The organism is Pantoea sp. X-Soil-YNGN-785, assembly GCF_059730585.1.
This window is the reverse complement of the sequence record NZ_AP035942.1, coordinates 114134-134721: the sequence shown is the minus strand read 5'-3', so window position 1 is coordinate 134721 and position 20588 is coordinate 114134. Positions and strand designations below refer to the sequence as shown.

Sequence of the window (20588 nt, the reverse complement as noted above, 5' to 3'; positions counted from 1 at the left end):
TGATGTTGTCGGATTCGTTATTGTGACTGGCGGGCAACAGAGGTGGCGCCTGACAGTAACCCGAAAATAACACTCTGTTTACGTGATTAATACAGGGTGACAAACGCCCAGGAAACCCTGGGATCGTAATTCTGAACTGAAACGCTTCAGCAAGGGGTTTTGTAACTAAAATTCTCGCAAAATCAATGAATCAGGCAATTATTGCGGCAGTGAGGAGTTTTCGATCCACGTCTCGTTGAATCGGCTCACCGGCAGCGCTTCCGCATAGAAATAGCCCTGACCAATAGCGATACCGCGTGCCAGCAGCCAGTCGCGCTGCTCTGCCGTTTCCACGCCTTCAGCAATTACCTCCAGATGGATAATCTCGGCGATGGCCGCCACGATGCGGACCATGGTGTCGTCATGCGGCAGTGCCGCCACAAAGCTGCGATCCATCTTCAGTTTGTTAACCGGCAACGCTTTGAGCTGATGGAGATAGTTCAGGTTGGAATAGCCCATGCCGAAATCATCCAGCGCCACCGCCACGCCGGTCTGCTGCAACAGTCGCAGCATCGATATCGCCTGTTCCGCATCGTCAAGCTGAGCCGTCTCTGTCACTTCCAGCACCAGGGTACCAGGTGCGATGCGGTGGCGCGCCAGCAAAGATTGCAGATGAGAAACTACGCCGGTATCCCGCAGTTGCACCGCGGAAATATTCACACTCAGCGGCAGCATAATGCCCTGTCGCTGCCAGCCAGCCAGAATGCGGCACGCCTCTTCAAACACCCAGCGGCCAATCGCGCTAATCACGCCAATCTCTTCGGCACTGGCAATAAACTCTTCGGTCAGACCGTAACTGCCATCTGGCTGGCGCATACGCAGCAGCGCTTCTGCGCCGGTTAACGTGCCGGTGCGCATATCCACCTGAGGTTGCAGGTAAAGGGCGAACTGCTCATCGTGCAGCCCCTGCAGAATGTCATGCTCCTGCGTCAGACGCTTCTGGGCACGCTCGGTCAGCGCGGCGTCAAAGAACAGGATCTGATTTTTGCCCTGATGACGGGCCGACATCATCGCCGAGGTCGCGCGATCAAGCAGCTCATTCGCGCTCAGCGGCCGATCGTCGCGCAGCGCCAGACCGATACTGACGTTAGGACGCAGCTGCAGCTGATGCAGGTTGACCGGCTGATTCAGGCGAATCATCAGGTTGCGCGCCAGGCGCAGCGCACGGAACGGATTACTGGCGCGCTTCATTAACAGCACGAAGTCGCTGACACCGGTCTGTGCCAGCAGGGTATGGTCATCCAGCGTATGCCGGATCTTCTCCACCAGCGTCAGCATCAGCGTATCGCGCTGCTCATCGCTCAGTACGCCGTTAGCTTCCTGCAGCGTTTCAATGCGGATCACCATCAGACCCAATGGCTGTTCAGGGTTGCACATAAACTGCTCGACCAGCGCCAGAAACAGCGTACGGTTAGGCAGATCGGTGACGGCAAAATGGGTAGTCAGCCGACTCATCTCGTCATGAATCGACTCCAGCACCTGCTGATTGCGGTTGTAGCTGCGGATCAGCATGCCGATTTCGTCATCGCGGTGGCTCTGCGGCAGGGTCAGTTTATGCGTCAGAATCGACTGCGGTGGCAGCTCCTGCAATTCCCGTGAGAGATTGCGCAGCGGATGCACCACCAGCCGGTTGATGCACCAGCTGATCGCCACGGAGAGGATCAGCGCCAGTAGCAGGTAGGTGATGATCATGGTCGAGAGCGTGCTGAGGATAAACTGGTAGACGCGCGTCGAGTTAGCCTGCAACACCAGATAGGCCAGCGGCTTCGGCATCCCGGTATTTTCCACCGAATAGAGCGGCAGGGTAATCTGCACCGGCAGCTCAAACAGGCGGGCCACCAGAAGCGGCACCGGTTTTTCCGTCTCGAAGTCGGCGTGCAGGGCCTGGAACGCATTCGGCAGCACCACATCGGCGCGCGATAAAATACCGGCTGGCTTCAGTGAATGAAGAATGCGTTCGGCCTGAGAAATATCGGCACGCAGCACCGCTTCCGACAGCGGCTGGCGGACGGTGTGTGCGATATTCTCCATCTGCTGGGCATAGTCAATCCTGCGCTGCTGCACAAAATGAAACAGTTGGATGACGATAAAGATACTGATGGTGATAACCGCAACCAGCGAAACTGTCGCCATCTGCTTTATCGTAAGTGACCGGCTTACGCGCAAAAAAATTCTCTCCCGACGATGAAAAAAGCCCAGATAGCAGACAGGACAATGCCCGCCAGTATATCCCATAAACTGACTTTTTTACCGTCTGAAAAGTCCTGCTTTTTCCCGTTCCGTGTTATTTAAAATCTGCGTAAGGGATCAGCGGCTGTGGCGGCATATCGAGATCGCCTTCCCAGCCGTCGGCAGCATAGCGCACATAGAGCAGACCATGACTCGGGGTGTAATCCTTCGCCTGCTGAATATCGACACCCGCACCAATAAACCAGTTCGACGTCAGCCGTCGCTCAATCACTGCCTGCAGCGTATAGCCCGTACCGCCGCCGGAACTGCTGGCAGAAGACGGATTACTGGCCAGGGTATAACCCGGATTAACCGGATAACGCTGCTGCGCACTGGTTTTCGAATGGGACCAGGAGACGGAGCCGCCCAGATCAAACGACCAGTTCTCTGTCCGCTGCCGCCAGGTCACCGGCACGGAAAAAGAGAGATACTGCTGCGGACTGTAGTAACCGCCCTGGCCGAAGGTGTAATCGCTGAGATCCTTCTGATAGTGCCAGATCATGCTGTTCAGCCCGACGGTCGCACGGCGATTGTCGCTGTTGATGAGCTTGTAGTAATAGCCGCCCATCAGCCGCTCGCGGCTGTTATCGGCAACATTTTTACCGGTGATCTGATGCGCACTGATGTCGCCCCAGACGCCATGCGCCCCGCCCTGATCGTAACTCAGCCCGATGCTGCCGCCCGTGGCCACTACGCCGCCCCAGCTTTTGCCACCATTGGCGGCGGGATCGCGCGTCCCGGCATAGGAGAGCAGCGAACTGGCGATCGGCCTGCGTGAGGCAGTGAGTGTGACGCCGAGCTGTTTCACATCGGTTTTCCAGCTCAGCCCACCGGTCCAGTTCGTGACTTCAAAACCCAGCGGCGTAGTACCGAGGTCAGCCGACCAGGTCGCGTTATGCCAGCCAGCGGCCAGCGCCGTACCCTCATCGCGCTGGCGGGTCTGACGACTGCAGCCGCCGGAATTCGCATCGTCACAGCTGCCAAACAGAGCGTCGATGTTGCCGTTTTGGGTGGTAAAGGTGCCTGCGGAGACATCCACCCGATCAAGACGGACAAAGCCCCGGCCATCAGCAAACGGACGTTCCGCCTGCAGCATGGTGGTGTGCGCCGTAAAATCAGAGATGCCGCCGGTGCCGCTGTTGCGTGAATAGTCCTGCTGCACCGTCAGCGTGGTCTGCTGCTGACGATAAAGATCGGCCGTGTCGCTGCGCAGGCTGCGCTTCAGCCAGTCATCCTGGGGATCGTTGCGGGTTGCACGGCTGATATTGCCACTGCTATCGATACCGCTGGCCGTCATCGCCTGACGATAGTCTGCCAGTGCCTGTTCAGGCTGCTGCTGTGCGCCCTCCAGCCGTGCCGCATCACGAAACACCAGCGCCTTATCCTGCGAAGGCGGCAGCGCGGCGGCGCGCTGTTTCAGATCGGTAAACTGCGCAGCAGCCCGCGTGGTTTCACCCACCGCCCGCCACGCCAGCGCAATACGGCGATCCGCATTGACACTCGCCTGTACGGGCGGCTGTTGCGCCAGGGCCTGGCGGGCTTCGCTGTTGCGCTGCAGGGCAACCAGCGCTTCGATTCGCCCCAGCGCCGCATCGCCGTTATCCGGCTGGCGCGACAGCACCTGCTGATATTCCGCCAGCGCCTGCGGCGCTTCACCACGTTCCAGCGCCCAGTCGGCCAGCATCAGGTCTCGCCGGGTAGAAACCGGCTGCTGCTCAAGCAGCGTCACCGCTGCCTGCTCCTGCCCGGCGGCGCGCAGCGCCTCAGCCTGGGCAAAGATCTGATCCTGCTTCAGGCGGTCAGCCAGCTCGCGCATATCGCTGCTCCACTGCGCGTCGGGCAGCCGATGCAGCGTGGCCATCGCCTCGCTGTTGTTATCATTGCCTGAGAACCAGAGTGCGGTCGCATAAAGCGCGGTGGCGTCCTGAGGATGCTGCTGCGGCAGTGCGCGCATTACCGCATCCGCCTGCTGTCCGGCTCCGCTGTTACGCAGTGCGCCTGCCAGCCGGTAACTGAGCCAGACGTCATCCGGTGACAGCTCGCGCGCCTGACGATATTTCTCTGCGGCCTGCGACCAGCGCGCCTGCTGCGCCAGGGCATCCGCTTCCGCGCGCAGGCTGTCGCTGCGCAGCGTCCGGATCGTGTCGGCCAGTGCGCGCTGCTGTGCAGCAGGTAAGGTATTGATGAATTCCATCTCGCGGGCGGGCGACACCGTCTGATACAGTCCCGCCAGCCGACGCACCGCGGTGATATTAGTGCCATCCAGCCGTCGCGCGCGCTGCCAGAACTGTTCAGCCGCCGCCGTCTCTTTGCGGGCCATCGCCACATCGCCCAGGCCAATCAGGGCATAGCTGTCGCTGCTGTCATACGTTTGCGCCGCGCGATAGTGCTTTTCGGCAGCATCAATATCGTGCTGTGCCAGCGCTTTATCGCCCTGCTCAATCGCCAGCCAGTAGCGATTGCTCTGCAACAGTGACTGCCATTTGCCGATCAGCGTGCTCTGCTGGCCCGCTTTGATGGCGCGTTCCAGCCACAGAATCGCAGTCTCACGATGGCCCGCGCGGGCCTGGGTCTGTCCCATCGCGCCCATTAATTCGGCATCATCGGGATTCGCTTTCAGCGCCCGGTTAAGGGTCGTCATCGCGTTATTCACATCGCCTGCGTCGACCAGCGCCAGCGCCCGCATCCTTTCCCGATAAGCGGGATCGGCCAGTGTCGTCTGCTGCTTCGCGAGCGCCTCTGCGCCCTGCTGGTACGCATCGCCCTCAGTGAACACAGCCAGATAGGCTTTAAGCTGCGCCACGCTGCTGTCGCTGATCGGCTGACTGGTGATCTGCTGCAGCCAGAGGTCGGCGGCAGCGGTACGCCCGCCGTTGCTGTTTGCCAGCTTTTTCAGCTGCGCTATCGCCTTTTCTGGCTGCTGCTGATTAAACGCCATGCGTGCAATTTGTAGCTCAACCCCGATATTGCCCGGATAGCGCTGTTCCAGTGCCTGAAGCTGCTGATAAGCCACACTCTCCTGGCCGGGAAGGCGCGCCAGCAGCCGCCAGTACTCCAGGGCGGTATTGGGATCGGGGAAGACGCCGTTAAACAGCGCATCATAAGCGCTTTTCGCCTCGGTCAGTCGCCCCGATGTGGCAAGCAGACGCGCCTGCTGCAGTTGCTGCCGTCCATCGGATGAGGTCAGCGCCAGGCCGACAGCTGATTCGCGCGTCTCTGCCGAATCAGGTGCAACCTTTTTCAGTTGATCCAGCAGCAACTGCGCGCTGGCGATATCGCCCTGGTGCAGTGCCAGCCGCAGACGTGCCGCCAGCACCTGGGGATTATCGGGATCGATTTTCTCCAGCCGATAGAGCGACTGCTGTACCAGATCGTATTTGTTGGTCGACTCGCCGGTACGGACCTGGGTCAGCAGCCAGTCGACCGGCGAGACTTCCGATCCGTCAGCGGCGACGGCCATGCCCGGCAGCGCACTTAGTGCGCCGAGCAGCATGCCTGTCCGCAATAACTGAGCGTTATTCATCTTCATCCAGTAAACGACGACGGGTAATAATTCGCATCAGACGCCATGTCATCAGCGCGAACAGCACCACCACAAAGAGCGCACAGAGTGCCAGCCAGAAGGGATGTGAAGAGAGCAGCGACCAGAGACGCTCCCACCACGGCAGATGGCCGACAAAGTAGGTCTCTCCAACGCGCAGGCTGTTGACGCCCGACTCACGGATAATCGCCGTGGAGCCTGAGATCGCCTGGCGTTTGCCGCTGTCAGCCAGCGCCTCATCAAGCAGCTGCCAGCTGCGCGGACTGCCATCGGCGAGCAGCGCGACGACACTGCGCTGATCGTAAAACGGCGACTGGAAACCAATCACGGTCGCCAGCGGGCCGCGTGACCCAATAGCCGTAGTGCTTTCCGCTGCTCTTTCAGCCTCGCTCAGTGGCTGAACAGGCTGAGAAACCCTGCGCGCCGGGGTTTTCAGCCAGCTGGCGGTAGCATCGACCAGCGCCGTGATCCGACGGTCATCCTGAAGATCTTTGGGGATATCGCCGATCATCAGCAGATCCGCATCCTGCTTTTTCGCCGTACCCCAGTCATCGGTAAGCTGCACGCGCAGCGCCGGATAGCCGGTCTGCGCGCCCATATTGCCCAGCGCATTCAGCAGCGTACTGACCTGCTGTGCATCGGGATTGGGCTGGACCAGCACCAGCGTCTGGGCCAGATCGGCGTAGCGACTGAACGGGAAGCCCGCATTCGCCCAGCTCTGCAATGAGGGCATTTCGATGTAGTGGCGATAACCAGAGAAGTCGATGCTGGAACTGTCGTCCACCACAACATGGTGTCCTACCGGCGTCACGGTTTCACAACGCCCGTCGGCGGTGCCACCCATAAAGGTATTGGCATAGTCAAAATCAAAGCGCAGCTGATTTACCACGCCCAGCCGCAGCGCCGGGATCAGCAGCTCATGATTCTTGTCCATCATTCCCTGAATCAACGGAATATGCAGCAGTTGCTGTCCGGCGGTGTTTTTCGGCACCAGCGGGTAGTCCTGAATAAACTGATTATTCAGGTTAACGGCCAGCCGTGAGCCATCCGGGTGGACAGGCGAGGTATAGCGATAGCTCAGATCCATATCGATACCGCGCGCCCGTACCAGGAAGAGATCGGGCGGCAGGTTCAGCGTCAGGCTGATCGGGTTGGGCTGCAGACCGTCGGACTGTAACTGGTTTTCATACTGCGTCAGCTCAGCAAATGTGGTGCGGCGATCGGTCCGCACCCAGTTTGGCGCATCATAGGGCTGACGCGGTGCCAGCAGTGTGACACGGTCGACGGTCGCGCTGTCACCGCGTAACAGCAGCTCACCCTGCGCAATCCCCTGCACCGCCGTCAGCAGATCGTCGTCGTTGCGTCCCAGGATTAGCAGCATTTTTTCATAAGGACTGTCAGGCTGGCTTACCATCGCCACGGTCGGCTTCATCACCGGCGGCAAATTTTTCAGGAAATCCGGGCGTGCATCGTTGGTGGCAAACACCACCGCATGCTGCTGTTGCGGCAGCTGATTGTAGAGCACCGGAAAATGCTGTCCGCGCCAGGCGGCTTTGCTGCCGAACCATGAGGCCAGGATCGCGGCGGCACGCTGCTGGTTAACGTCTGGCCGGGCAGCAAACACCATCGGCAGAGTCAGCGGTCGCGTGTCGCGCGTATCAAGAAAGGGCTCCGGGAAATGAGACAGGTCATTTTTCAGCGGCAGCTTTTGTAGCGTCAGATCCAGACCGCTCTCTTTGCCGATATCGAGCCAGATGGTGCTGTTAGCCGGATTTTCACAGATGTTGGCGTAGTGACCGACCAGCTCAAAGCGCACGCGGTTAAAGTCGGTGATAAAACGGGGATCGATCGCCAACTGCATCTGATTCTGTTTGCCAGGCTGTTCCGGCGTCAGGGTGATCAGGCTCACCAGCTCATCATTGAGATAGACTTTCAGCTGCGACAGCGTGGGCAGCAGCGCAGGCGACGGCCGGTAGCTGAGATTAAGCAGCGCACGTGTCACCACCTCATCACTGCGCACCCCGAACTCGATCTGCCCGCTGGGGCGCGTTCCGCTCAGCGTCATGCTGCCCGGCGGCGGGGCCAGCTTAGCAAAGCTCAGCTGACTGCTACGCAGCGGCGCGGCAGGCTGCTGCGGCAACGATTGCACCGCCGTTTCTCCGGTAGCCATGACCGGTGCACTCTCCTGCGCCACGGCACTGCTCAGCGTTGCCGAGCCCAGCAGCAGTGCAGCGATCCACCTGTTTATTCCTGTTGTCGTCATATCATCAACTCAATGCAGATTTTTTGAAGCGGGCACGCGTCCGATGCCTTGCGGCAACAGCGAAGCCAGCCAGCTTACCCCAGCGGTAAGCAGGTTAAACAACCGACGTAACTGCGGCGGGCCATATTCCGCCAGGCGCAGATAACCTTTAAAGCCGAGGATCATGATGTCGGCCAGACTCTGCACTGGCTTATCCTCCGGAAAACCGTCCTGCCACAGCGCCCAGGTATCAGCACGGGCGAAGGTGCACTGGATAAAATCAATATGTTGCTGGGTGGTCAGCTGATGCAGACGGACACCCGCCCGACGGCCAAAGACACGCTGAACCTGGCACGGAAAGCTGAACTCCTGCTGTCCACGACGCAGCAGCAGCCAGACTTTTTCATTCTCCCGCAGCGCATCCGGTTCGCGCATCTCCAGCCCTACACCGCCGTCAGAGTAGTCACGCAGCGTACAGGGCAGCATATGACCATCTTCACGTGCGATGGCTGCGGGCATGGCAATCTCTACCCGATGCGCCTCGCGGATCTGTCGAGCTTCAACCGATACCGCCACCGCGCCACCGAGAATAATCATGTTGTAGATGACCCAAATCAGGCTCACGCATACCGTCAGTATCTCGTTTGCCGGGCCATGCTGTATGCGCCAGAACGCCATCAGCACCCCCGCCAGATTGAGCAGCACCAGCAGCATATAGGGCTTGGTGATCACCCAGTCCAGATGCTGCTCCTCAACCAGTCCGCCTTTGGCGGTAACGTTAAACTTGCCTTTATGGGGATTGAACAACGCCACGGTGGTCGGGCGGGCGATATACCAGGCCAGCACCGTCTCGTAGACTTCGCTCCAGAAAGAGTGACGCCAGCGCCCCTGGATACGCGAGTTGGTGAGGCTGGTATGCAGCATGTGAGGTAAAACATAAATCGCGATTGCCAGCGCAGGCGCGTAGATGATGTAGGCGTGGCAGAGTAAAAATGCCAGCGGTGCCAGCAGGAAGACCAGCCTTGGAATGCCGGACAGGAAGTGCAGCATGGCGTTGGCATAACAGAGCCGCTGCACCCACTTCAACCCTTTACCAAACAGCGGGTTGTCCAGGCGGAAAATCTGCACCATGCCGCGTGCCCAGCGGATACGCTGTCCGATATGCGCTGACAGGCTTTCGGTTGCCAGTCCTGCCGCCTGAGGAATGCGGATGTAGGCCGAGGTGTAGCCACGCCGGTGCAGACGCAGCGAGGTATGGGCATCTTCAGTGACGGTTTCGACGGCAATACCGCCAATCTCTTCCAGCGCGGTGCGACGCAGAATGGCGCAGGAGCCGCAGAAGAAGGTGGCGTCCCAGGTATCATTACCGTCCTGCACCAGCCCGTAAAACAGCGACCCCTCGTTCGGCGTACGGCGAAACCGCCCGAGATTGCGCTCAAACGGATCGGGTGAAAAGAAGTGATGTGGCGTCTGCAGCATCGCCAGCCGGGGATCCTTGATAAACCAGCCCATGGCCATCTGTAAAAATGAGCGTGTCGGCACATGGTCGCAGTCAAAGATCGAGACGAAGTCGCTGCGGCAGTACTTTTTCAGCGCGTGGTTGATGTTGCCCGCCTTGGCATGTTCGTTAGAGGGACGCACGACATAGTTGATACCCACGCTGGCAGCAAAGTCGCGAAATTCTGGCCGGTTGCCGTCGTCGAGCAGATAGATAGTCAGGCGGTCTTTCGGCCAGTCGATGCCCAGCGCAGCATAGAGCGTCGGTCTGACAACGCTGAGCGGTTCGTTATAGGTCGGCACCAGCAGGTCCACCGAGGGCCACTGCGAACGATCCGCCGGCATAGAAACCGGCTGGCGATTAAGCGGCCAGAGCGTCTGGAAATAGCCCAGCACCAGCACCACCCAGGCGTAGGTCTCTGCTGCAATCAGTAGCAGACCAAAGATCAGGCTCAGCGGATCGTCCCAGTTCAGCGTCGAGGTATAGCGCCACCAGAGGTAGCGGCACGACACGGTCAGCGACAGCACGATGAGCATCATCGTGGGGAAACGCCCCGGTATGCGCCGTACCAGCATCGCCAGCCCCCAGAGCAGTACGACAAAAATAAACTGGGTCATCAGACCAAAGGGCTGGCTGATACAGAGCAGTGCCAGCAGTGAGGCAAAGAGGGCAACGACGACGAAAAGGCTGCGTCGCATCAGCGGTGACAGGCGCTTCAGCCGCTGTTCAAGACGCGTATCAATGCTGTGGGTTTGCGAGCGGGCGACAAGATTATCCAGCCAGCGATAACCGTGGTGCCGCCAGCCAGTCAGCACGCTCAGGCGATTAACGCCGTCGCGCCCGCCCGCACCCGGTAGCCGGATCACAATCAGCCAGAGTGTCTGAATCAGATAACGCAAAATATCCAGCGGACGCGGACGCTCCGGAGAAATGTGCGGATAAAGGCGGCGGCGCTGCTGAATAACACGCTGCCAGGCCGGGCTTTCGAAACGGAGCAGCATCAGCCCCAGAACAGACCAGAACAGGTGGAGTGCACTGGCAAAGCGGGAAGCGCCATTGCCTCGCGCGGTGGTATAGCCGCTGTGCAGTGATTGCCAGGCGGGAGCAGTCAACAGCCAGCGCAACGGGTTCACGACCTCACCCCATTCAGGTTGAGCAGCAGCCAGTTTGCCAGCGTGATGATCTCTTCGCTGACTAACGCATGTGGCCGATATTCACCAACTGGCTGCTTCATCATCAGCGATTCAGCCAGCGCCTCATCGCGGTGGATCAGCAGCGGTATCAGCTCTGTCAGCGAAGCCATCCAGAGCTGATGGAGGTCCTGCTGCAGACGGCTGTTGGCATTGAACTGATTGATGATAAAGCGCGTACGCGCCGGAAAATGGCGCTGGCTCAGACGTAAATGACAATTCGCATCTGGCTGAGTGACGCACAGTATACCGTCCAGTGCCGGATAGAGTGTTTCGTGCCACGGCAGGGGATCGGCGGGCAGATCGAAAATAATCCACTGATAGCGCGCCTGCAGGTCCGGCAATGCCTGGAGCAGCGGCGCGGCTACCGCCTCATTCTGGTGGGCAATAGTCAACGCATGCTGATGAGAAAGCACACCATGTGGAAGCAAATCAGGTCCATTGGGATAGCGAAGCGCGGCATGCTGCCACTCCCCGTCATCGCACAGCGCCTGCATCCAGCCACTCTCCTGCTGAGCGGGCAGATTAAAATGCACGCCGAGCTGGCTGACCGGCGAGCCGTCGATCAGCAAGACCCGCTCGCCGAGGCTCGCGAGCGCCCAGCCGAGTCCGGCACAAAGAGAGGTCGTGCCAACGCCGCCCCGCACGCCCTGAAGCGCTATCAGCGGCATCAGTCAGGTTGCTCAGGCTGGCTGGGGAGCGTTTCCGCTAACAGCGGCCAGCGCGACACAATCTCTTTCAGGCGCTCTTCACGTGCAATGTCGACATAGCGAAAAGAGTGCAAAGAAAAGGCGTCACGCAAAGCGCTAATATCATCCTGACGATCGCCCGCAGTGGCGACAGGGGTATAAAGATTTTGGTTTTTCATTACTTTTCGCCAAAAATAAAACAATGTCAGATTCAGAATGACCGCCTGCGCGTAAAAAAGGGCGTTGAAAAAAATTTCCTGAAACGCGGCATTTGCAGAACATTGTGAGTCAGCCTGTCATTAGCAATGTTCAAATTTCTCAGGTTACATCCAGGCCTGTCTATAATAAGCTAGCCTGGACTGGAAAAATAACGAATTCAATATGAAAAATTCTTTTTCGCTAGGGCTGTTGCATGTTCAGCCTGAATTAACGGCATTGCAAACCCCTGGCTGTTATTGGGTCACTTGTGCACGTCAGGATGACGCCCGCACGTTTATTCGACAGGTGATTTCACATCAGCAGGCCGTCACGCTGATCAGCGCTGATCAGCCGCCGCGTGATTTACTGACGCCCGACCCGGTCGGCGGTCCTGACCGTATCCCGCTGTTTTCTCTTCCCAAAAGCAAACGGAGTCTGCTGCAGCTGGAAAGCGATTTTCTGCGCACGCTCGGCAGCAAAAACGGCCTGGTGATATTTAACAGCAGCGCAGCGCAATGGGATAAGCTCGATGACGCCGAATTAACGCGGTGGATAAAGGGTATGCGCCACACGCTGCATAAAAGAAAACTCACGCTGTTAATCGTGACGTCCGGCTCCACCATAATAAACCTGAGTAATAATCTTCAGCGTTATTTTCGTCAGCTGGATGGCGTGGCGCATTTGGGCTTTCAGCAGGATAGCTGGCAGTATCGAATTAACTGGTGGTATGCCGCAGAACGCCTGCTGGCCGATCGTGCAATACGCCTGGGCTGTGAAGAAGATCGTTTCTTTACGTTAAATGAAAACCAGGAACCACTGAGCCTTAATGACGAGCAGCATTATCTTGCGGACAAAATCGTGCTTGAGGGTGCACCGCCACTTTCACGCCAGTGGCAACTCTTCGATGATAATGAGCAGGTCTGGTTACGGGCTCAACAGGCCAATGCCGCAACGGTTATTTTCAGCCTGACCCGAAGCGACCTGATCAACGAACTGGCGAAGTTTGTACACAGCCTGCGACGCGGACGCGGCAACGGCCTGAAAATTGTAGTGCGCGAGATGGGTGCCAGCCTGCGTTACAGCGACGAGCGTCTGCTGCTGGCCTGCGGGGTAAACGTTATTGTGCCGACCAACGCGCCCATGTCGCGGTTTCTGACCACGCTGGAAGGCGTTCAGGGACAGGTGTTTAACCGTCGCGTTCCCGCCAGTCTTGAGGCGTTAACCGCGTCATTGCAGCCTCTGCATGAAAAAGGCTACCTGCGGCTTGACGCCTTCTGCCAGTCAGTCAGCCAGTTGATCAGTAATACTTTGCTGCCGGAAAATGATAAGGGCCTGCTGGTGGCGTTGCGGCCGGTGCCACAGCTTAAACCGCAGCAGATCCTGACACTTTGTAAGCCGCGCCGCTTTGGCGATCTGGTCACGGTACTGGAAGATCGCGTCATTCTGTTTCTCTCCTCCTGCCGCTATAACGATCTTGATAAAGCATTGAAATATATATTTTCACTGCCTCACGACGAGCTGTTTGCAAACCGAATGGTCTGGTTCGAGGATAATCAGATTCTTGCGGAAGTCAGCAATATTAAGAAACTGACGCCCATGGCGATTCAGGATCTGACGCCGGTATCAGAGACAACACGTGCTGCCGTTGAGAGCCGGCACGAAACGCAGGAACGCTCAGCCCCCCTGCCCATCACTTTACTGCCGGAGAATGAATCCCGATGAACCTGATGGATTGGGTACAGATTGCGCTGCTGATCGTTGTTATTTTGCTGATTTTAAAGCCGGTCTGGCATCAGTGGCTGCCGCGTCGCTGGAACGGCCTGCTGAATCGGCTGTTGCCTGCTCGCGCGCTGAAGTCTGAAGGTCACTGGCAGCGTCAATCTCCAAAAACGGATGCAAAAATTAATGAAAAATGATCAACCCGCTGCGGCCCACTCTTCCCGTTTGTGGTCCTGCTGGCGCGGACTGGGCGGCTGGAACTTCTACTTTTTAGTCAAATTTGCCCTGCTGTGGTACGGCTACCTCAACTTTCATGCTTTGAGCAATCTGGTGTTTCTCGCCTGGCTGCTTTTCCCGCTGCCGTCGGTTCGCCTGCATCGCCTGCGCCACTGGGTCTCGATCCCTGTTGGCTTCGCGCTGTTCTGGCATGATACCTGGCTGCCGGGACTCAGCAGCATTCTCAGCCAAGGCGATCAGCTGGCGGGCTTCTCGGGTGCTTACCTGCTCGATCTGGCTGACCGTTTTATCAACTGGCAAATGGTGGGTGCCCTGTTTGTTCTGCTGGTGCTCTATCTGTTTATTTCGCAGTGGATTCGCATCACCGTGCTGGTTTCACTGATGCTGATCTGGCTCAACGTGCTGACCATTGCGGGTCCGGCGATGTCGCTGCTGCCGACCCGCGCGACAACCCCGCAGGTGGTGCTGAATCAGACACCGGCTGCTGCCAGCCAGGCGGCGGCCGTGCCGGATGGGCTCGATCAGTCAGCCGCGCCCACCAGCGCCAGCCTGACCGCCTGGCTCAGCCGTTTTTATGAGAGTGAGCGCAAGCGCGTCACCCATTTCCCTGACAGCCTGCCGGCTGACTCGCAGCCGTTCGACATCCTGGTGATCAACATCTGTTCACTCTCCTGGTCCGACATGGATGCCTCCCAGCTGCGTAATCATCCGCTGTGGCAGCATTTCGATATCATGCTGACCAACTATAACTCCGCCACCAGTTACAGCGGACCGGCGGGGATCCGTCTGCTGCGTGCCAGCTGCGGTCAGACTTCGCACAGCGAACTCTACAAACCCACCGATTCTCGCTGTTATCTGTTCGATAATCTGGCGAAGCTGGGCTTTAAAGAGCAACTGATGATGGATCACACCGGCGTGTTCGGTAACTATCTCAAGGAACTGCGCGAGGGCGGCGATATTCAGGCACCGCTGATGTCGCAGGCAGGCATTGCCCCGGAACTGACCTCATTCGACGGCTCGCCGGTGCTTAACGATGCGCAGCTGATGCAGCGCTGGCTTGACGATCGCAGCAAGAGCAGCGATGCACGCAGCGCCACCTTCTACAACCTGATCCCGCTGCACGACGGCACCCGTGAACTGGGCAGCACCCAGACTGCCCCGTGGAAGCCGCGCGCTCAGCTGCTGTTTGATCAAATCGACGCCTTCCTCACCCAGCTGGAGAAGTCGGGCCGCCGGGTGATGGTGCTGGTGGTGCCGGAGCATGGTGCCGCACTTGAAGGCGATAAGATGCAGATGTCAGGCCTGCGGGATATTCCCAGCCCTGCCATTACGCATGTGCCGGTAGGGATTAAGTTTGTCGGCATGAAAGCCCCGCATCAGGGACAATCCCTCAATATTGATGCACCGACCAGCCTGCTGGCGATCTCAGAAATTGTGTCGCGGGTGGTGGATGGACAGGTATTTAATGCGCCGAATGTGAATATGTCGGTATTGACCGACAAGCTGCCGCAGACGCCGGTGGTGTCGGAAAACGACGGGGCGGTGGTGATGATGTATCAGGGCAAGCCCTGGATCAGGCTCAACGGCGGCGACTGGGTGCCCTATCCGCAGTAACGCATTATTGCCGGATAGCAGAAGAGTGTGTCAGGCGCGACTCAGCGCCTGACACACCGGGTTATCAGCTCCAGAACGGCGGCCAGCGCCGCCGTTCTGCGATTGATCAGCGCTTCTCCTGAAACGCCTGCCAGGTCAGCAGCTGCAGGCTGGCAGAGAAGTAGTTCTGATCGGCAGCCAGCTTATCGCTCAGATAGCCGGTCTCATTCAGCGTCAGGTCACGCACCGCCAGCAGACCGCCCTCAAGATGGTAAGGGGCTGGTGCATTCGCCAGCACATCGAACCAGGCGGGGGTCAGCATGCGGCTGTAACCCTGCCAGACGCGCTGAAACGGCACCAGCGCCAGACTATGCGGGTCATACCACCAGATGTTCAGCGGCACGCGAATCGCGTCATAACTGAAGCGGTTTGAGTAACCCACCGCTGGCGCAACCGACCCATCCGCATTCAGCGCGACCCAGTCCAGCGGCAGGCCGGTTTTACCAAAGCTCAGCTTACCCAGCAGATCAAAACCATCGTTAATCAGCTTATCCCAGACCTGCAGATGACTGCGCTCGCCAAACTCCCGCCACGCCTGAAACAGGAAGTACGAGGGGTTCAGCACCACATAGCTGGTTTTATTGAAGCCCTGCGCGCCCGGCAGCAGGACGGTATGGCCGCCAAAGCTCGTGACATCCAGCTTGATGATGGCGCGCTGAATGCGGTCTGACTCCTGCTGATAGCTCTCCACCTGCCATTTCTGTGCGGCGCGCTGTAGCGCCCATGCCAGCAGCACATCGCCATCCGAGGCGTTATTTTTGTCGGCAACCGGGTTGTCACTGCCCGGCACATAGCGCCAGTAGAAGAGATCGGTCTGCGGATTACGCAGCTGAGTGCGTGTCCACTGCCACAGCCGATCGAAGGTGGCGCGATCGTTGTTGGCCACCGCCAGCAACATGCCATACCCCTGACCTTCGGTGTGACTGACATTGTTATTGGCGGTATCCGTGATCCGCCCTTCGGCGGTCAGAAAACGACTTTTAAAGGTATCCCAGCCGCTGGCATTGGCCTGCGCGCTGCAGGCCAGCAGTAAAACAGAGCAGATCCAGCCCATCCAGAATGGCTTACGTTTCATTTCTGATCCTATTGATATCGATAGTGCAGCGTGCTGCCATCGTTGAGTTCAAGCGTCACCGGCACCATTCTGCTGCCGCCCTGGCCCTGCAACCAGCCTGAAAAAAGCCCGGCGATGACCGCACCAAACGCCGCCTGCCAGTCAGCCGGAGAATGGCGATTGTCGCCTGCCGGTAAGGCGTGATACGCAATCAGCAGCGCCTTCTCTTCCGGCTGAAGCTGCACAAAGCCCCAGTTAAACCGCGCCAGTTGCAGGTTGGCCTCGCGCTCCAGATCCTGCACGGTGCGCGACTCTGGCAAAGGATAGCGGGTCGCCAGCGATTCACCCATCCTGTAGAGAAAGGCTTCCGCCTCCTGCTGACCGGCGTTGGCGATCATCCCGTCAATCAGCACGCTGACCAGGTCAAACCAGCCCGGCTGATAAGGATGTGATACCCCCGAATGCTCACTCATTACTTCTCTCCGAACAGGTAACGGACATAGAGCCTGGCGCTGCTTTCGTTGTAGTCACCAAAGGTGTCATAACCCAGCTGGCCGCCAATCGTCACATCTTTATTGAGTTTGTAGTCCGCCCCGGCATGCAGGTTATAGCCGATGCCGTTTTTACTGCCGCCAGAGTAGTACGCGTCTTTCACGCTGCCGCTGGCAGCAAGGGATTCCAGCTCTGACTGCAGGCTGGCATCCGCCGGGAAGTACGCGCTCTTATCCTGACTGTAGGTCTGATAACCGGCTGCCCCGCCAATATTCACTTTGAGATCGTCAAACTTGCGTGAGAACTCTATCGGGAACGAGACCGACGCGTAGTTCTGCGGGCTGAAGTAACCGCCCTGCCCGTAGCTGAAGTAGCTGAGGTTTTTTGAGAAGTCCATCCACGCCAGACTCATGCCCACTTTCAGCTCGCGGTCGTCACTGTGGAACGGACGAACATACGCCCCGGCGGTCGCCTGCAGATTGTTGTTGCTGGCGACATTTTCACCAAGATAGCTGTAAGCGCCGCCGCCAGCGTAGAAGCCCGCATCGCCATTATCGTAGCTTAACAGGGCGTTCGCGCCGTTCTTCGTGACACGTCCCCAGCGTTTGCCGCTGGCTTTATCTTCTGCGCCGACGTAAGAGAGCAGGCTGTCGGTAATCGCGCGACGCTCACCGGTCAGGATCAGCGTCAGGAAGTCGGTGAGTTTCGGTGACCACTGCACACCCCCGACCAGCGTACTGAGATCCTGGCCCAGCGGCGTACTGCCGATATCTACTTTATAGCTGTCGCCCTTCAGCGCCAGATTCAACTCGACGCCAGAAGCGGTCTGCGAATCGGTGGTCGCGGTGGGCAGGTCATTCACCGTCGCGCCGCCTGCGGCCACAACGCGGCCCTGGCTCAGCGCATTGGTGCCGAAACGACGCCAGGCATCGGCGGCGCCACTGCCTGCCGTGAGTGAGACCGGCGTGGCGGTAAAGTCGAGGCGTGCCGTTTCAAACGGCACGGTAGAGAAGGTCAGCGGCGCTTTGGCTTCCGTCAGTTTGCTCAGGCCCGACTCGCCGTCGCGCCCGCGCACCTGCACCATGCCCTGACTCCAGGTAGCCGTTTTCTCCTGTAGCGAATCCATCATGGTGTTAACGTCATGCAGAACCTGTGACTGCTGAGAAACCGTTGTGCTGCCCGCAGCCGGTTCGCCCTGTGATGTCACGCCAGCAGTCTGGCCCGCCGGTGCGGCCTGCCACGGCAGCACGGTGCCGTAGCTGGACGGTGAGCGTCCCACTGGCGAGGTGGTGCGGTTGATAAACGGATTGTCCGCCAGCGCCAGGCCGCCCACGGTCGGCACACTGCCAGACTGCGTGCCCTGCAGGCCAGTCAGTTGCCCGCGTGCCGAACGCAGATACGCCATCGCCTGTGAATGGTTGCCATTAGCTTCGGCGACACGTGCCAGCAACAGCAGACGATCCGGCGTCTGCGTGGTGGTGTTAAGGCCGCGGCTCAGCTCGTTAGCACGCGGCACATTGTTCTGCGCCAGCGCGACGTTGATGGCCCCGACGCGCGCATCCTGGGTCGGCGTATCCTGGGTCATCAGGTAGTCATAGACTACGCCCGCATCCCGGTTCATCTTGCCGTCCTGATAGAGACGGGCCATCGCGAACATCAGATCGCGGTTCTGCGGATCCTGCTGCAGCGCGCCAATCAGCTTGTCATAAGCCACCGCGTACTGACGCTGCTGCCGCAGGCGATCCACTTCGTTAATCAGATAACCGTTGCGGATACCGGCGAGCTGGGTCGGGGTACTGCGCGCCTGCAGCTCCGGGTTGCTGAGGAAGCGCTGCGCCTCACTGCCGAGGCCCGCCTGATTCAGCACCGCCATCTGCGCGGCATAATCGCCCGCATTGCCCTGCACGCCACGCTGCAGGTTCGTCCGCACCACCGACACCGCGCTGCTGAGATCGCCCGCCTTTGCCAGCTTCTGCGCCAGGTTTCCGGCATCCACCGGATTAGCGGGCGGCGTGACCGTGAGCGCTTTCAGGGTATTGGCGGCGGCGGCCGTCGCGCCCTGCGCCAGGTACTGATCGGCGGTGCTCATCTGCAGATTGAAATTCACCCGCTGCGCCAGTTCACGCATCGCCGCCGTCTGCGCATTGGCAGGAATGCGCGCCAGCAACGCGCTGGCCTGCTGCCAGCCACCGCTTTCGCTGGCGTTCAGCGCACCGGCATAGAGTTCGCTGGTGCTGGCCCCGTTGCGCATCACCGGCTGCATCACGTTGGCCGCCAGCAGCGTATCGCCCTGCTGACGATAGAGCCGGGCTAAATCGAGCCGCAGCCAGCCATCAGAGGGATAGCGCTGAATACCCTGCTGCAGCGTCGCGATAGCAGCGGCGTTGTTACCGGCCGCCAGCTGACGCTTCGCCTGCTGACGCAGCGCATCCGCTTCATTGGCCCGTGGCGTGACGCTCTGACGCACGCTGTCGGGCAGTGCCCCCAGCAGCGTACTGGCTTCGGCACTGCGATTCTGCTGACGCAGAACGTAGAACAGCCCTTCTTTGGCGCTGCGGTTATCCGCATCACTTTGCAGAATGGTGCGATAGATCTGCTCCGCCTGCTCAGGCTGATTGGTGCGGCGCAACACGTCGGCGCGGAACAGCCTGGCGGCCAGCCCTTTTTCACCGTCAGCCTGGACCAGCGGTTCGCTTAAGGTCAGCGCCTGCGCGCTGTCGCCGTTTTTCAGCGCCTGCTGCGCGCTGGCCAGCTGCGCATAAAAGCGGGCATCGTCGGCCTGCTGCTGGCGTGAGGAACCCTGATCGCCGCCCTGCTGAGCAGAGCGTTGCAGATAATCAGCCGCTTCCTGATAACGTCCGGCTCGCTGGGCCACATAGCCCATGCCCGCTAGCGCATCGGCATCCTGGGGATTGGCTCCCAGCACTTTTTCAAAGCTGGTCTGTGCTCCGCCGACGTCACCGCTGTTCAGCGCACTGAATCCGGCTCCTTTTTCTGCGCCACCGACATTTTTACGGTAGTAGTCGATGACGGCGGAGTCCTGCGGATGACGCTGCTGCCAGGTCTGATAGAGGGCCGCGTCTGACGGCTGCGGACCGAGCCACAGCAGCGCCTGGCGCAGTGAACGATCGGCATCCTGATTACCACTCGCCAGCGAACTCAGCACCTCAATGCCTTCGCGACGGGTCGGTTCCTGATAAGTCAGCGCCTTACCCAGCGCCAGCCGTGCGCCGGTGTCCTGCGGATGCTGAGCCGCAAACTGCCGCAGCGCCTCAACCGCCTGCGGCAGCAGCGTACGGTCACCCGCCATCGTAAGATAATATTCTGCCGCGACGCTCGGTGGCGGCTCATTACCGCTGAAGGTGTTGCGCCAGGTCTGTAACGCCGCCGGAATGTTGCCGCTGCGCGCCTGCTGACGCGCCAGCGAAAGCTGCGCCTGCGGAATGGTCTGCATCTGGCGCGCATTATCCAGCTCGCTCAGGTGCGGATCGCTGGGGGAGACCTGGCTGAGACGGGCGCGATACTCCATTGCGGCAGCCGTGTCGCCACCCTGCTGTGAATAGAGGGCCAGCAGATAAAGCGCCTGGGTATTGCCGGGTTCAACCATCAGCACCTTTTGCAGCGAGGCTTTCGCCAGGTCGTCATGCGCTTTCTGATGCCAGTAGGAAGCCTGATCGAACAGGGCCTGCAACGCCGGATTAGCGCTTTCCGCCGCCAGCAGCGGCGGCGACAGAGCCAGCGCGCCTCCCAGCAGTAACGCTTTACGGATACCGGCACTTAACAGATTTTTTTTCATTATTATTGTCC

Annotated in this window: 12 protein-coding genes; 3 read left to right on the top strand and 9 right to left on the bottom strand. The window is 59.3% G+C overall.

The window, feature by feature from the left end; all coding sequences use genetic code 11:
• Positions 1–198: 198 nt before the first annotated feature.
• From hmsP to bcsR, 6 genes are all read right to left on the bottom strand, one after another.
• On the bottom strand, positions 199–2205 hold the full coding sequence (gene hmsP, locus AC6I8E_RS00570; RefSeq protein WP_147789664.1) for a biofilm formation regulator HmsP: 2007 nt from the start codon (positions 2203–2205) through the stop codon (positions 199–201).
• A gap of 118 nt (positions 2206–2323) precedes the next feature.
• The gene (gene bcsC, locus AC6I8E_RS00565) at positions 2324–5791 is read right to left on the bottom strand and encodes a cellulose synthase complex outer membrane protein BcsC (protein ID WP_497824317.1); all 3468 of its coding nucleotides are present in this window, start codon (positions 5789–5791) and stop codon (positions 2324–2326) included.
• Positions 5784–8072 (bottom strand): cellulose biosynthesis cyclic di-GMP-binding regulatory protein BcsB, encoded by a 2289-nt coding sequence (gene bcsB / locus AC6I8E_RS00560; protein ID WP_377797423.1) that lies wholly within the window; start codon positions 8070–8072, stop codon positions 5784–5786. The genes bcsC and bcsB overlap by 8 nt, the downstream gene beginning before the upstream one ends.
• A gap of 9 nt (positions 8073–8081) precedes the next feature.
• Positions 8082–10682, bottom strand: coding sequence for a UDP-forming cellulose synthase catalytic subunit (bcsA, locus tag AC6I8E_RS00555; RefSeq protein WP_370417431.1), 2601 nt, complete (start codon positions 10680–10682; stop codon positions 8082–8084).
• The gene (gene bcsQ / locus AC6I8E_RS00550) at positions 10679–11410 is read right to left on the bottom strand and encodes a cellulose biosynthesis protein BcsQ (protein WP_013359653.1); all 732 of its coding nucleotides are present in this window, start codon (positions 11408–11410) and stop codon (positions 10679–10681) included. Before bcsQ ends, bcsA begins: the two co-directional genes overlap by 4 nt.
• Positions 11410–11607, bottom strand: a complete 198-nt coding sequence (gene bcsR / locus AC6I8E_RS00545) for a cellulose biosynthesis protein BcsR (RefSeq protein WP_033784694.1) — start codon at positions 11605–11607, stop codon at positions 11410–11412. The genes bcsQ and bcsR overlap by 1 nt, the downstream gene beginning before the upstream one ends.
• A 202-nt stretch (positions 11608–11809) precedes the next feature.
• Between bcsR and bcsE the strand changes: the two genes are divergently transcribed.
• The 3 genes from bcsE to bcsG are packed head-to-tail and all read left to right on the top strand — an operon-like array spanning position 11810 to position 15196.
• The gene (bcsE, locus tag AC6I8E_RS00540) at positions 11810–13348 is read left to right on the top strand and encodes a cellulose biosynthesis protein BcsE (RefSeq protein WP_107319208.1); all 1539 of its coding nucleotides are present in this window, start codon (positions 11810–11812) and stop codon (positions 13346–13348) included.
• Positions 13345–13542 (top strand): cellulose biosynthesis protein BcsF, encoded by a 198-nt coding sequence (gene bcsF / locus AC6I8E_RS00535; protein WP_013359650.1) that lies wholly within the window; start codon positions 13345–13347, stop codon positions 13540–13542. The genes bcsE and bcsF overlap by 4 nt, the downstream gene beginning before the upstream one ends.
• Complete coding sequence (gene bcsG, locus AC6I8E_RS00530; RefSeq protein ID WP_201252239.1) at positions 13532–15196, top strand: cellulose biosynthesis protein BcsG; 1665 nt, start codon at positions 13532–13534, stop codon at positions 15194–15196. The genes bcsF and bcsG overlap by 11 nt, the downstream gene beginning before the upstream one ends.
• A 106-nt stretch (positions 15197–15302) precedes the next feature.
• On the opposite strand, the gene AC6I8E_RS00525 is transcribed toward bcsG, so the two are convergent.
• Genes AC6I8E_RS00525 through AC6I8E_RS00515 form a run of 3 tightly spaced genes read right to left on the bottom strand, consistent with a single transcriptional unit; the run spans position 15303 to position 20577 of the window.
• Positions 15303–16310 (bottom strand): family 8 glycosyl hydrolase, encoded by a 1008-nt coding sequence (locus AC6I8E_RS00525; RefSeq protein WP_135910480.1) that lies wholly within the window; start codon positions 16308–16310, stop codon positions 15303–15305.
• An 8-nt stretch (positions 16311–16318) separates the two neighbouring features.
• Positions 16319–16762 carry a cellulose biosynthesis protein BcsD gene (bcsD, locus tag AC6I8E_RS00520; protein WP_013359647.1) on the bottom strand — a complete coding sequence of 148 codons (444 nt, stop codon included), beginning with the start codon at positions 16760–16762 and terminating at the stop codon, positions 16319–16321.
• Entirely contained in the window at positions 16762–20577 is a 3816-nt protein-coding gene (locus AC6I8E_RS00515; protein ID WP_497824316.1) for a cellulose biosynthesis protein BcsC, read from the bottom strand. The genes bcsD and AC6I8E_RS00515 overlap by 1 nt, the downstream gene beginning before the upstream one ends.
• Between the last annotated feature and the right edge of the window lie 11 nt (positions 20578–20588).